Raw genomic sequence first — 13,722 nt, forward strand, 5'->3', positions numbered from 1 at the left:
AGGAGACCGCAACATGCGCGAGAAAGCCCATGTCCGCGAAGTCGGACCAAGAGACGGCATCCAGATGGTCAAGAGCATCCTCCCGACTGCGCGCAAGCTCGCGTGGTGCCGCGGCGCGGTGGACGCCGGCATTCGCGAGATCGAAGTCACGTCGTTCGTGCCGGCCAAGGTCATTCCGCAATTTGCCGATGCGGAGGATGTCGCGCGCGGCGCGCTGGAGATGACCGGCTTGCGGCCGTCGGTCCTTGTCCCGAACCTGAAGGGCGCGGAGCGGGCGTTCGCACTCGGCGTGCCGATGGTGAACTACGTGCTGTCGGCGAGCGAGGAGCACAATCAGGCCAATGTTCGCCGCAGTACCGAAGAGTCGTTGATTGATTTCGGGCGTATCGCGGCGGCACGCGACCAGCGTCCGGGCGGGCGGATCGGGCTTGGTGCGGGAATCGCGACCGCGTTCGGCTGCACCATCTCCGGGGCGGTATCGGAAGCGCGCGTGATCGAGATCGCCGAACGGCTCGCCGGGATGGGAGCCGACGAGATCATCGTCGCCGACACCGTCGGCTATGGCGATCCCGGCCAGGTCCGCAGGCTGATCGCCGCCGTGATCGCTGCCGTCCGTCCGTTGCCGGTCGCATGCCACTTCCATGACACGCGTGGTCTCGGCCTCGCCAACGTAACCGCCGCGCTGGAAGCCGGCGTGCGTGCGTTTGACGCCTCGCTCGCCGGGCTTGGCGGATGTCCGTTTGCGCCGGGCGCGACCGGAAATATCGACACCGAAGACACCGTGTTCCTGCTCGAACGGCTCGGCTTCGATACCGGAGCCGATGTCGAAAAGCTCGTTGCCTTGCGACGGGAGGTCGAAACTTGGCTGCCGGGTGAGCGGTTCTCCGGCGCGATCGCGCGCGCCGGATTGCCCAAAACGTACCGCGTCTCGGCCAGTGTTGCCGCTTGAAAGGATATGACATGAACTATCACGATGCAGCTCAGGCGGCTGACATGGACGTCACCGTTGCCCTGGGTGAGGATTTTTCCGATCTGCGCAACTCGGTGCGGCAGATCTGCAAGCGCTTTCCCGGCGAATATTGGCGGGCGCTCGATGACCGGAGCGGCTATCCCACCGAATTCGTCGCCGCGCTGACCGAGGCGGGCTTCCTCGGCGCGCTCATTCCGGAGGAATATGGCGGCTCGGGCCTGCCGCTGCGCGCGGCAGCGGTGATCCTCGAGGAGATCAACGCCAATGGCTGCAGTGCCAGTCCGGCGCATGCGCAAATGTACATCATGGGGACGTTGCTTCGTCATGGCAGCGAGCAGCAGAAGCGGACCTATCTGCCGGAGATCGCGGCAGGGCGGCTGCGGCTCCAGGCCTTCGGCGTGACGGAGCCCAACACGGGCTCGGATACCACCCAGCTCAAGACGCGCGCCGAGCGGCAAGGTGACGTCTATGTCGTCAACGGCCAGAAGGTCTGGACGTCGCGTGCGCTGCACTCCGATCTAATGCTCCTGCTGGCGCGCACCACGCCGATCGAGCAGATGAGGAGCCGCACCGAAGGACTGTCGGTTTTTCTGGTGGACCTGCGCGAGGCCAAGGGCAACGGCGTCGAGATCCGTCCCATCAAGGCGATGGTCAACCACAACACGACCGAGGTGTTCATCGAGAACTTGAAGGTACCGGCCGCCAACCTCATCGGCGAGGAAGGCAAGGGATTTCGCTACATCCTCGATGGCATGAACGCCGAACGTATCCTGGTAGCCTCCGAATGCGTCGGCGACGGACGCTGGCTTCTGAACAAGGGTGTCGCCTATGCCAATGAACGGCGTGTCTTCGGCCGGTCCATTGGCCAGAACCAGGGCATCCAGTTCCCGCTGGCGCGCGCCTACGCCGAACTCGAGGCTGCCGACATGATGTGTCGGCGTGCCGCTGCGCTATTCCAGGCCGGACAGCCTTGCGGCGCGGACGCCAATATCGCCAAGCTGCTCGCCTCCGAAGCCACATGGAAAGCAGCTGACACGACGTTCCAGACTCACGGCGGGTTCGCGTTTGCGCAGGAATACGACGTCGAGCGCAAGTGGCGCGAGGTGCGCCTGTATCAGACCGCCCCGATCTCGACCAACATGGTGCTGGCCTATGTCGCGCAGCACGTGCTCGGTCTTCCCCGTTCCTATTGAGGAGACGACTATGCCTGGTATCACTCGTCAGACCGCCAACTTTGTCGCGGGCCTTTCGTCTTCCGATTTGCCCGAGAGATGCCGGGAGGCCGCGCGGACCGGCATCCTCGATTGCCTCGGCGTCATGATGGCCGGCGCGGGGGAGCAACCGGTTCGCATGGTGTCGTCAATGCTTGCCACCTCGACGCAGAACGACGGGGCGCCCGAAATTCCGGTGGGTCGGAACCTCGCGGCATCCGACGCCGCGCTCGTCAACGGCGTCGCGGCGCATGTGCTTGACTATGACGACGTGGCGATCGCCGGTCATCCGAGCGCGGTCCTGGTGTCAGCGATCCTGGCGGAGGGCTGGTCGCTGGGCGCGACCGGAAGCGAGGCGCTTGCGGCCTATGTCGCAGGCTACGAGCTATGGGCGCAGGTCATCGCGCTGGAGCCTGGTCATCTGCACGAACGCGGCTTTCATCCGACCGCGATCATGGGCACGCTCGCCACGGCCGCGGCCTGCGCGCGGCTGCGCAAACTCGATCCCGAGAAGACGGCGCATGCCATTGCCATCGCGGCTTCGCTCGCGGCCGGCCTCGTCGCCAATTTCGGCACCATGACCAAGTCGCTGCATGCCGGCCGTACCGCGCAGTCGGGCGTGCTCGCGGCGCGGTTGGCCGACCAGGGGTTCACCGGGTCACTCGACGTGCTGGAACATCGGACCGGCTTTCTTCGCGCCCATTCGCCGTCCGGCGTCCCCAATATCGAGAACGGCACGATCGATATCGGCAAGAACTGGCGTCTGGCGGAGCTCGGGGTCTCCGTGAAGCGGTATCCGACCTGCTATGCGACCCATCGGTCGATCGATGCGATGCTGGATCTGGTGAACCGGCACAAGCTGAAGCCGCAAGACGTGCGGGAAATTCGCGTCCACACCGGCACCACGCAGAAGCTGATGCTTCGCAACACCAATCCGCAGACCGGCCTTGAGGCCAAATTCAGCATGGAATTCGCCATGGCTTCGGCGCTGGTTGCCGGACGGGTCAGCCTCGCCGAATTGACGGACGCGTTCGTGTCGCGGCCGGAGGTCGGTGCAACTTTCGCAAAAGTCCGCTGCACGACCACGGATGAGATCATGGCCGGGGATCAGCCCTTTGCGCCGTCCGATCAGGTCAGCGTCGTGCTCGCCTCCGGCACGGTGTTGGAGCATGATCCCGTGGTGCACGCCAAAGGCAGCTGGCAGCGGCCGCTATCGCGCGAGGAACTGAAGGAAAAGTTCATGGATTGCGCGACGCGCGTTTTCGAGCGTGGGCGGGCCGCTGATCTATTCGACCAGCTCTGGAATCTGGAGGAGCTCGACTCGATCCGCTCGCTGCGCCTGACTGCCGATCGGGTCGCCGCATGACGGACGCGACGGCGAACAAGGCAGCGGCGCCGCGTATCTGGCATCAGTCGGTCAACGAGCTCGATCACCTCGATGTCTACAAGCGGGCGCTGGAGGCCCATGCGGCGGAGATCCTTGAGGACGACGCAAAGGTCGTCGTCCATGGGCTTCCGGCCGGCTCGTATGGCGGTGCCTCGGCAACCGCGGTGCTTGGCAATGCCTTTGCCTATCACCGGATCCTCGATCGGGTCATCGACTACGCGATCGCGGCCGAGAAGCAGGGCTACGACGCCTTTGTCATCGGTTCGTTCAGCGAACCGTTCTTGCGCGAGATCCGCTCCGCCGTCGATATCCCGGTCGCCTCGCTCACGGAAAGCGGATTGCTGCTCGGTTGCTCGCTCGGCAGTTACGTGGCGCTGGTCTCCAATGCACCGGCGGTGCAGTGGATGACGAAGGTCGCGGTGGACAAGCACAAGCTCGCCGCCCGCGTGCTCGAGGTCGCGGCGATGGAGCCGGCGCTGGACGAGCCGGCGCTCGCGCGCGCCTACGCGGATCCGGCCCCGGTCATCGCCAATTTCACTGCCGTCGCCGAGCGCCTGGTGGCGCGCGGCGCCGATGTGATCATCCCGGCCGAGGGCGTGTTGGCCGAGCTCCTTGTCCGCCACGGTGTCCGCGAGATTGCCGGCGCGCCCGTGATGGACGTCTTCGCCGTCACCTGGGCCTACGCGCTCATGCAGATCAGGCTCTGGTCGAAGACCGGTCTTCGCGTCGGTCGCAGCTGGCATCACCGGCGCGACGATCCCGCACTCGTTGGAAGATTTTTTCGAGAGGAAGCCCGATGAGCAACCTGTCCCGGACCCAGGTTCCAGGTGTCTATCATCGCAGACTCGGCGACGTGCTGGTCACCGGTCTCAGCGACGGCTACGTCGACATGGGGTATACGATCTTTCGAAATATTCCGGAGGACGAGACCAAGGCGATCCTGGCGCGCGATCATCGCACGTCGCCGCCGCGCATTTCGGTCAACGCCTTTGCCTTGCGCGTCGGCGGCCGCACCTATCTCGTCGACTGCGGCTCTGCCGACCTGATGGGGCCGACCTGCGGTCGGCTGCCGGCCAATCTTGCCTCCGCCGGCATCGACCCGGACTCGGTGGACGGCGTGCTGCTGACCCACGTTCATCCCGATCATTCCAACGGCCTGACCGATGTTGCGACCGGACAGCGGCTGTTCCGGAATGCCGAAGTCATCGTTCATGAAAACGAGATCAATCACTGGTTCAACGACGAGGCGATGGCCAAGGCGGCCGAGCGTCCCCGCCGCCGATATTTCGAAGCCGGACGTACCCAGATCAAACCCTATATGGCGGCTGACCGCGTCCGTACCTTCAAGAAGGGCGAAGTGCTGCCGGGCGTGAGTGCAATTCCGATCCCCGGCCATACGCCCGGCCACACCGCCTATGTCGTTTCGTCGGGCGGCAGCTCCATGGTGATCTGGGGCGACACGGTCCATGTGCCCGAAATCCAGGTGGCGCGTCCCGAAGTGACGATGGAGTTCGACACCGACCCCGACGCCGCCGCGGCTGCGCGGCAGATGATATTCGACATGGTGGTGACCGACGACATGCTGGTCGGCGGCATGCACCTGCATTTTCCGGGCTTCGGCCACATGCGACGCGAGGCAGGAAAGTACGGTTTGGTTGCAGAACAATGGGCCTTTGAGGTCTGAACCGCGCGCCCGTCACAGCCTGGACCTTCGGATCACCAACCGGGATTCAATTCCGTGTATCATACGCTAGAATCGACCAACGATGATAGACGACAGGCGATCAATGGCGGACGGCGGATGACAAGTCGCGGAAGCAAGCTGACGATCCACGACGTGGCAACCGCTGCGGGGGTTTCCACCGGCACGGTGTCGCGCGTACTCAACGGCAACGTCACCGTTCGCCCGGAAATTCGTCGCAAGGTCCAGAAGGCGATCGACGATCTCGGCTATTCGCCGAACGCGGTGGCTCGCAGCATGCGGATGGGATCGACCCATACGATCGGCTGCATCCTGCGCGAGATCAACATCCCGCAACTCGCGGGGTTCGTCAAAGCGGCCCATGACGTGCTCGACGAAGTGGGCTTCTCGCTCGTCATCTCCAATTCGGAAGGCCGCACAGAGCGCGAGCGCGAGTTGCTCAGCCGCCTGTCGCGGCGGCAGGCCGACGGCGTGATGATGGGGCCGTACACGCCGATCTCCGGTGATTTCGAGGCTTTCCTTCGCGACCTCGATATTCCCATCGTATTGATCGATCGCGATCAGACGACCTGGGCGGATGCCGTGCTGGCCGATCACGCCGAAGGCATGCGCCTTGCGGTCGGCCACTTGCTGGACCTCGGGCACCGTCGCATCGCCCTCATCACCGGCGAGCGCGGCCTTTACCCGGCGCGCGAACGCGTCCGCGGCTACCAGGAGGCCTACGCTGCGCGCGGCCTGGAGCCAGATCCGTCGCTGCTTCATGTCGGAAGCTTTCTGCCCGGCGCGGGTTTCCGTTACACCTCGGCGATGCTTGGCCAGCGCAATCCGCCGACGGCAATCATTTCGGGCGGTCTCGACATGTTGTCGGGCGTGCTGCGTGCCATACGGGGGCGCAACCTGAGGATACCGGAAGACGTCTCGGTGATCGCGTCGGGCCATTCCGAATTGGCGGAGTTGTTCACGCCGCCGATTGCCGTGATCGGGTGGGATCAGGCGGAGGTCGGCCGGATTGCCGCCGGCATGCTGCTCGACCGGATCCGGAATGGCAACTCGCATGAAGCGCGCAGCGTTCTCGTGCCGAATGAATTCATCTCGCGTGCATCGGTGGGACCACCGAAACGCAACACATAAGACAAGACGTGTAGCTTGCAGGGAGGCATTGGAATGAGTGACGGAGTGACCAACGGCGGCGGTGCGGCTCGGCCGTTGCTGTTCCAGCCGTTTTCGATCCGGGGACTGACGCTGAAGAATCGCCTCGTGGTGCCTCCGATGGTCCACTACCGCGCCGAGCCCGGCAATACCTGCGGCACGTTTCACGTGGTCCATCTCGGCCGCTACGCGCTGGGCGGCTTCGGCCTCGTCTTTGTCGAGGTGACGGCGGTCGAAGAAGCCGGCTTGAACAACGAGAACGACCTTGGCATCTGGAACGATAGACAGGCGGAAAGCTTCAAAACGTTGATTGCGTTCATGAAGCGTCAGGGCACGGCGATCGGCATCCAGATCGGTCACGCCGGTCGCAAGGCCTCTATTCAGACCGCCATGCAGGGCATGGGACCCTTGACCGAGGAGAATCTGAAAGCCGGTGCCAAGAGCTGGCAGCCTGTCGGGCCGACGGCCGAGCCGGTCGCCAAGGGCTGGCTCACGCCGCGCGCGCTGACCACAGACGAGTGCAAGAGAATGGTCGGCACGTGGGCGGCTGCGGCAAGGCGGGCAGTTGCCGCCGGGTTCGACACCATCGAAATCCACACCGCGCACGGTTATCTGCTGGCCTCGTTCCTGTCGCCGGTCTCCAACACGCGCACTGACGAATATGGCGGCGACCGGGCCGGGCGGATGCGCCTCCCGCTGGAGATCGTCGAGGCCGTGCGCCGCGAGATGCCGGATACGATGCCTCTGTTCGTCCGCGTCTCGTCCGTCGACGGAACGGTCGAGGGCTGGAACATGGACGACACCGTCGTCTTCGCGCGCGAACTGAAGCAGCGCGGTGTCGACGTGATCGATTGCTCCTCTGGCGGTATCTCCGGAGCTGCCACCGCGGCCCAGGTGCCGCGCAGCCTCGGATTCCAGGTTCCGTTTGCCGAGCGGGTCCGAAGGGAAGCCGACATTCCCACCATGGCGGTCGGGATCATTCTCGAGGCTCAGCAGGCCGAGGAAATCCTGGCGAAAGGCCAGGCGGATCTGATCGCCGTTGGCCGGCAGTCTCAGTTCAATCCAAACATCGCCCACCATTGGGCACATGATCTCGGCATCAATGCGCGCTTCGAGGACTGGTCTCCCGAGTTCGGCTGGTGGCTGGAGAAGCGGATCAGGACTCTGGAAGGATTTGCCACGCCGACGGGCGTGGTCACGCGCCGGCAGTGAACTTCACCGCACGCACGGAGGTGCAAGCCGCGTGCGAATGATATTCCCTGATCGTTCGATAAGAACTGACCGACTCTCTCTCCGCCGCCTGGGCTACGTGGGGGTCGTAGATTTGTATGCGCGGATGTTTGACCCGAGTGGCTACCGCTAGCTGGACCTAGCTCAAACTTCCTCATGATGGATTGGAGCGAGAGCTCAAGTGTTTCAGCCCGTTAGAGGACGTCGTGTGCACGATGTGTGCACCGGTAGATCTAGAAAAATCTTGCGGCAGCCAACGTGAGCAAGCTTTCTGAAGTGGTTCTTCGCCGAATCACAGCAACATGACTGCTCGATCGAACCCAGCGTTTCTGAGCGGGTTGGCACGTAACCTTTGAGGCCTGCCAAAAGAGACGATGAGCTTTAGCTGCGAATGGCACCCGTCGTCCGTGGAGCGCGATCATGGCGCGTTTCGTCGGGTGACCGTGACGAAGCGGTCCAGCATCTCGTCCAGGATTGGCATTAGAGCATGCTGTTTTTATACGGAAACATAACCTGAGTTTTTGAGATAGTTGGCGCACTCTTCGGCAGAGAAGAGATCGAGGAGTTCGCCGACCTTTCGCCAGGTTGCCTCGACGTCACGAGGCTCGGCAGCTCGGACCAAGTGTTTGAGTTTGCCGTAAGACTTGCTCGATCGGATTGAGGTCTGGACTGTAGGACGGCAGGAAGAGCAGATGCGCTCCCTTGGCGCGGATGGCGTCGCGGGCCGACTTGCCCTTGTGACTACCGAGATTGTCGAGGATGACGACTTCGCCCCTTGTCAGGGTGGGCGCCAGCACCTTTTCGATATAGAGCGTGAACAGCTCGCCATTGACGGGACAGTCAATGACCCAGGGCGCGCTGATGCGGTCGTGACGTAGCGCCGCGATAAAGGTCATGGTCTTCCAATGACCGAAAGGTGCATATGCTTGTAGGCGCTGCCCACGGGGTCCCCAGCCGCGCAGCGGCGCCATGTTGGTCTTGATCCAAGTCTCGTCGATAAAGACCAGGCGAGAAGCATCGATCCTGCCTTGATGCGCCTTCCAGCGGGTCCGTTTACGGGCGACGTCGGGACGGTTTTGCTCCGTGGGATGAATTGTTTTTTTGAAGCTTAACCCTTCGGTGTGGACAAAAGTCCACACCGCCCGCACGTCTGTCTTGATCCCGCGTGCGGCCAGTTCCTGCGTCAACTTGCGTAAGGTGAATGGCCCCGAGCGAATGCGCTTGCGCAGCCAGTCGGCATTGGCGTCCGACCGAACCCGCTTCTTGTGGCCGCCGATCTTGCCGGGCGCCAGGCTTCCAGTGTCCCGCCTCAGGTTCTTCCACTTCGTCACACAGGAGGGACTGATCTGTAGCGCCTCTGCGATCGAACGAACTGTCTCGCCCGCGTCAGCCCGTGCCAAGGCCCGTTCGCGGATGTCTTCCGAGTACGGTCGCGTCATCCATGCTGGCCTCCGTCTTCCAGCACGGAGTTTGAATCAGAAATCCACCCCTCTGGGAATCCCGCTTCCAGTCAAAAACAACATGCTCTAGCGGCCGTCGTCGCGTTCCGACCTCCGCGCCTCCGTCGCAGCGGGCCTAGCTGCCTGTCTGGCGAAGTCCGCGGACGCGGTGCCAACCTCTCCATGGTTGCGCCGCCGTTCCATCGAACTGTTGAGTGCAGCACGAACTCCTCCCAGCCTGAACGGAAGTGCGTCTTCCAGGAATTAATGTTGCTGATTTCCACCCAGGTGTATGCCACCGTGCAGCCCGACATCTGGGCGTCGAGGAGCATACGATAGAGCAGTTCACCATGGATGCCATGCCCGCGAAATTCTTCCGCTGTGAATGCGTCGAAGCAGTATATTTCCCCAGGGTCCGGTGAAAAGTCGAACGGATCGTCCTCGAGAGCGTCCGTGGTGTACCAATTGCACGCGACCACCCGGGGGCCAATCCTTGCCAAGAAACACCGCGCGCCCGCCGCGAAACGCTCTTTCAGCATGGCTTCCGAATAGCCCGGGCGCACGGCCAACAACTCCGGGACATCGGCCTCGATGGCTTGTGTCACCTCAATTGGGACGCGCGCCAGGATCGAGGTGAGAGGCAGGGTCAGGTCCTTACGGTAGATGACGACACGGCTGTAATCCCCCAACGGCCGAAAGATCAGACGCAAGACGAAATGGCCTAATGCACGCCGGTACTCGCGAACCGCTCCCCCGATCCCGACCGGGATGAGCGAGAGAATCATCTGAAACCGTTCCCGCATCTTCGGCGGCAACCGCGGCATCCATTTGGCAGCAATCCTTGTAAGCGGGTTCAAGCGAGTTCTCCCCTGCAAAAGAGCGTCACTGAAGGGGTCGGGTCCTGATATCAGCCCTACGCTAGCACCTCGGGGGTCCTAATGTCGGAGCAGTCCGGAAAGCGCGTCGAGCGTCTCACGGGTCGAGCGGTAACACCGCCTCGACTAATCGGGCAAGCATTGCCCGCCTCATTTGCGCAACATTCAGCGGCCGGCGGCACTACCCTAATCGTGGGGAACTGACCGCATCTGCCCGGCTGCGAGCAAGTCATGACACCCTCGACCTTCACGCGCGCGTCCCATTCATTAGTGAGCTGCACCCACGCTCACTCAGAACTTCGGCCGCCGCCTTGGTGAACGTCCGCTTTCGCATTTGCACGGCTCGAAAGCTGCCGGTCGGGTAAGGGCCAACCGCTTTGAGCCCCATATCGGTCATTGAAGCGCATTCGCCGATCCCCGAAAGCAGAGGACATTGTAACGGCGGCAGGCCGCCTGCATCATCGGACGCGACCTGCTAATCGCAGACCATATGCCGTTCGGCGCGACGAGAACCACAGCCATGATGAGAAGACCCATCACTGCCAAATGCCATTTCAAAAGGTAAGTCCAGGAGAGAGTGGACAAGAGCTCGACGAGCGACGCCCCGAAGACCGGCCCCAACACTGTCCCGGCGCCGCCGCCCAAGAAGGCCACATATGCTTCCACCGCGACCCCAAGGTCGAATGCCGACCCCGGGTTGATGAACGTCGTCCAGTAGGCATTGATTGCGCCGACCAAGCCGGTTAGGGCGGCGCTCAGCATCCAGGCGGTGGTCTTGTCGCGAGTCGTATGGAGGCCAATTGCCTCCGCCTTCCCCTCATCGTCCCGAATGGCCCGGCAGGCGAGGCCGATGTTGCTTCGGCTAAATTGCCAGACAACCAGAATGCTCAGCAACATCGCGCCGAGGAACAGATAATAGAAGATGATTGCGTTCGCCGCTGCTGTCCACGGCGTCAAAGGCAATGAGAGTCCGCTTCCGCCCCCCGTGATCGTCAAGTTGCTGACGATCTCGCGCACCATCTCGTTCAGCCCGAGGGTGGCGATGGCGAAGTAATGGCCCTTCAGCCTGAGGAGGGCAGGCCCGACAAGCAACGCGACTAGCGGCGATAGAGCCGTGCCGGCGAGTATCGCCACCCATAGGGGCAGATCGGAAATCTGCAGCAGAAGCAACGCAGTGCAATAGCTAGAAAGGCCGAAGAAAACGACGTTGCCGAACGCGGGGTATCCCGTATAGCCAGCCATCAGGTTCATGCCCTGAGCGAGCACAGCATACATGAAAATCACAGATGCAACCCGCAACCAATAGCCGTTCAAGTACAGCGGTGCCACGAGCATCAGGAACACTAGAAGGACCAGCACGACTGCAATGACCCGAGAGGTCATACGGCTTCTCTGAACTATGTTGGTGGGAGCGATCGGAGCGGGCATTTGAACAGCACTCACCACGCCCAATATGCCGGCCGGGCGCAATAAGAGCACCAAAAGCAACAGCGCAAAGCTCACTGCATCTCGATATCCCGGCGCCCACGCGGAGACGACGTTTTCGGAAATCCCAAGGAGCATGCCGCCGGCGATCACCCCATGGATGCTGCCCAGCCCTCCCAAGACGACGACAACAAAGGATTTGATTGTCAGACTGTCCCCAGTGTTGGGCGCGAAGGCGTAGATCATTCCCATCAAACCGCCGGCGATACCCGCTAGCCCCGCCCCGATGCCAAAAGCGACAGCTTGCAGCCTGCGCGGATCCATTCCGAGCGTCACCGCGGCAGGCGGATTTTGTGCAATGGCGCGAATAGCTAAGCCGATCCGCGCTCGGTTCATGAATAAGTAAAGCGCGGCCGTGAGCAGCAGGGCAAACGCGCAGGCGATAAGACGCATATACGGCAGGCGGATCTCGCCGAGTTGCAGCGTCGACGCACGGAAGGGCGTTTGAATGGACCGAAAATCGGCGCTGAAACCGGCGAGAAAGAGGTTGATGAGCACCATGTTGAGCCCGAATGTCAGAATGAGCGTCATCATCAGCGACGTGCGTGAAAATCGCTCAAGCAGAAATCGCTGCACAACAAAGCCGAAGAGGAAGAGGAGAATCGCACAAACCGGGAGCGCGAGAAACGGATCCACACCCGCTCTCGAAAGGCTCCAGGTAGTGTACGCGCCCATAATGATCATGGCGCCGTGCGCGAGGTTGATGATGTTGGTGACGCCCCAGATCAGCGAAAATGCGATCGCCATTAACGAATACAGGAAACCGAGCAGAATGCCGTTCGCCACAATCTGCAGCGCAAAAGACAAATCAGTCTCCCGGCTTTTCAAAAGCGTGGGCGTAATGGAGGCGGCAAGGCACCAAAGTCCAGGGGCGGAATTTGTACCGCCGCCGGCGCCGCGAATGCTCCGTTGCGTCCAATCCGCCAGCAACCGGACTTGGCGAACCGCGTGTTGTGCCAGCCTGATCAGGGCATGGGATAAATGAATTTGCCTTCCGCGCCATCCGGCGGATAGACGACGACCGGCTTGCCCTTCTGCACCTGGACGACAAGCATGCCCTTGGCGGTGTTCGCGCCTTTGGCATTGAATTTGATCGGTCCATAGAGGGTCATCATATCGGTTTGCGCGATCGCATCGCGGAGCTTCTCCGGATCTAGTGAGCCCGTCCTCTCGATGGCGTTCTGATACACCTCAAGGGCTGCCATCGATTGCGGCGGGTGATAATCGGGAATGTGACCCTTCTCTTTTTTGTAGATGTCGGCAAATTCCGTCGCTGTCCAGCCAAATATCTGATCCTTGTACGGCAAGTTCGGACTCCACTGAATAGGCTCAAGCTGCCCTTCGGCCAATTTGCCAAGCGAATCGATGTAGCCTGGAAGAGTCGGCCCGAGCATGACGCCGAACATCTTCACCTTAAGTCCTTGCTCAGCGATCTGACGCGTCAGAGTAAGCATGTCGCCGGTGTAGCCCGCGGCGATCAGCACGTCGGGATTTGATGCCTTGATCGCCTCGACCATCGAGGAGAAATCTTTCGTTCCCGTGGGGTACGTTCCCGTATAGACGATGTCCAGCTTCGTGGCTTTTGCCTGCTGCGCAGCGCCCTCGATCGCTTGTTTTGGAAACAGATCGTTTTCCTGCACAAGAGCGACGCGCTGCCCGCGTGGTTGCGCGTCGGCTGCCATTTTGATGTAGTTTACGGTGTATTGATCGACGGGCGTCAATGTCCCAAAAATGTACTTGAAGCCGCGATCATATAGCGCCAAAGCTGCGCCATGCGCTAGCACCATCGGGACCTTATATTTCTCCGTCACCGCGCTAGCTGCCATCGTAATACCGCTGGAATAAGGGCCGAGCAGGAGCTTGATGCCGTCTTCCGCGATGAGCTTCTGGTAGAGCTTCGCGCTGGTGGCGGCGCTGCTCTCGTCGTCGTAATACTTTATTGCGACCTTGTATTTTTTACCGCCCACGTTGATCCCGCCCATCTGATTAATGTGGTCGACATAGAAGTCGTAGCCGTCCTTGACCTGCACGCCTTCAGTCGCGGTTTTGCCGGTCAACGAGAGCGCCGCTCCGAATGTAATAGTATCCTCCGCCCGTGCCAAAGGTGACCAGGGCAGAGCCCCCACAAGGAGAATGGCCAGGCTGATCGCCTCGACATGCCGCAACTTGTTTTTGAGCACCAGATGAACCGTCGCTTGCATTTCGGGTTCCTTGGTTTGACTAGCCGGCTATGACTATACATGTGAGACCCACCAGGATAAACGAGACTGGCGG

General features: G+C 61.8%; 11 protein-coding genes. 7 read left to right on the forward strand and 4 right to left on the reverse strand.

Annotation, left to right across the window (positions count from 1 at the left end; genetic code table 11):
- The first annotated feature begins 13 nt into the window (after positions 1-13).
- From P6U23_RS11275 to P6U23_RS11305, 7 genes are all read left to right on the forward strand, one after another.
- Positions 14-949, forward strand: a complete 936-nt coding sequence (locus P6U23_RS11275) for a hydroxymethylglutaryl-CoA lyase (protein ID WP_407179797.1) — start codon at positions 14-16, stop codon at positions 947-949.
- Positions 950-993: 44 nt separating this feature from the next.
- Positions 994-2,163: an acyl-CoA dehydrogenase family protein gene (locus P6U23_RS11280; RefSeq protein WP_407181413.1), complete on the forward strand. Its 1,170-nt coding sequence runs from the start codon at positions 994-996 to the stop codon at positions 2,161-2,163.
- Positions 2,164-2,173: 10 nt separating this feature from the next.
- Positions 2,174-3,547, forward strand: coding sequence for an MmgE/PrpD family protein (locus P6U23_RS11285; RefSeq protein WP_407179799.1), 1,374 nt, complete (start codon positions 2,174-2,176; stop codon positions 3,545-3,547).
- Positions 3,544-4,368, forward strand: coding sequence for an aspartate/glutamate racemase family protein (locus tag P6U23_RS11290; protein WP_407179800.1), 825 nt, complete (start codon positions 3,544-3,546; stop codon positions 4,366-4,368). Before P6U23_RS11285 ends, P6U23_RS11290 begins: the two co-directional genes overlap by 4 nt.
- On the forward strand, positions 4,365-5,252 hold the full coding sequence (locus tag P6U23_RS11295; RefSeq protein WP_407179801.1) for an MBL fold metallo-hydrolase: 888 nt from the start codon (positions 4,365-4,367) through the stop codon (positions 5,250-5,252). Before P6U23_RS11290 ends, P6U23_RS11295 begins: the two co-directional genes overlap by 4 nt.
- Positions 5,253-5,369: 117 nt before the next feature.
- On the forward strand, positions 5,370-6,401 hold the full coding sequence (locus tag P6U23_RS11300) for a LacI family DNA-binding transcriptional regulator (RefSeq protein ID WP_407179803.1): 1,032 nt from the start codon (positions 5,370-5,372) through the stop codon (positions 6,399-6,401).
- A 33-nt stretch (positions 6,402-6,434) separates the two neighbouring features.
- Positions 6,435-7,631 (forward strand): NADH:flavin oxidoreductase/NADH oxidase, encoded by a 1,197-nt coding sequence (locus P6U23_RS11305; RefSeq protein ID WP_407179805.1) that lies wholly within the window; start codon positions 6,435-6,437, stop codon positions 7,629-7,631.
- A gap of 514 nt (positions 7,632-8,145) precedes the next feature.
- Here the strand turns inward: P6U23_RS11305 and P6U23_RS11310 are convergent.
- The 4 genes from P6U23_RS11310 to P6U23_RS11325 all read right to left on the reverse strand — a co-directional run bounded on the left by P6U23_RS11310 (position 8,146) and on the right by P6U23_RS11325 (position 13,649).
- Positions 8,146-9,088, reverse strand: a protein-coding gene (locus tag P6U23_RS11310; RefSeq protein WP_407179807.1) for an IS630 family transposase whose coding sequence is annotated in 2 segments (ribosomal slippage) — positions 8,146-8,292 and positions 8,294-9,088 — 942 coding nt in all. Because the reading frame shifts where the segments join, the coding sequence is not laid out codon by codon here.
- Between the two features lie 71 nt (positions 9,089-9,159).
- Positions 9,160-9,945, reverse strand: a complete 786-nt coding sequence (locus P6U23_RS11315) for a GNAT family N-acetyltransferase (protein ID WP_407179808.1) — start codon at positions 9,943-9,945, stop codon at positions 9,160-9,162.
- Positions 9,946-10,356: 411 nt separating this feature from the next.
- Positions 10,357-12,255 carry an ABC transporter permease gene (locus P6U23_RS11320; RefSeq protein ID WP_407179810.1) on the reverse strand — a complete coding sequence of 633 codons (1,899 nt, stop codon included), beginning with the start codon at positions 12,253-12,255 and terminating at the stop codon, positions 10,357-10,359.
- A 158-nt stretch (positions 12,256-12,413) separates the two neighbouring features.
- Positions 12,414-13,649, reverse strand: a complete 1,236-nt coding sequence (locus P6U23_RS11325; RefSeq protein ID WP_407179812.1) for an amino acid ABC transporter substrate-binding protein — start codon at positions 13,647-13,649, stop codon at positions 12,414-12,416.
- Between the last annotated feature and the right edge of the window lie 73 nt (positions 13,650-13,722).

The organism is Bradyrhizobium sp. STM 3562 (assembly GCF_045571435.1).
Lineage (GTDB): Bacteria > Pseudomonadota > Alphaproteobacteria > Rhizobiales > Xanthobacteraceae > Bradyrhizobium.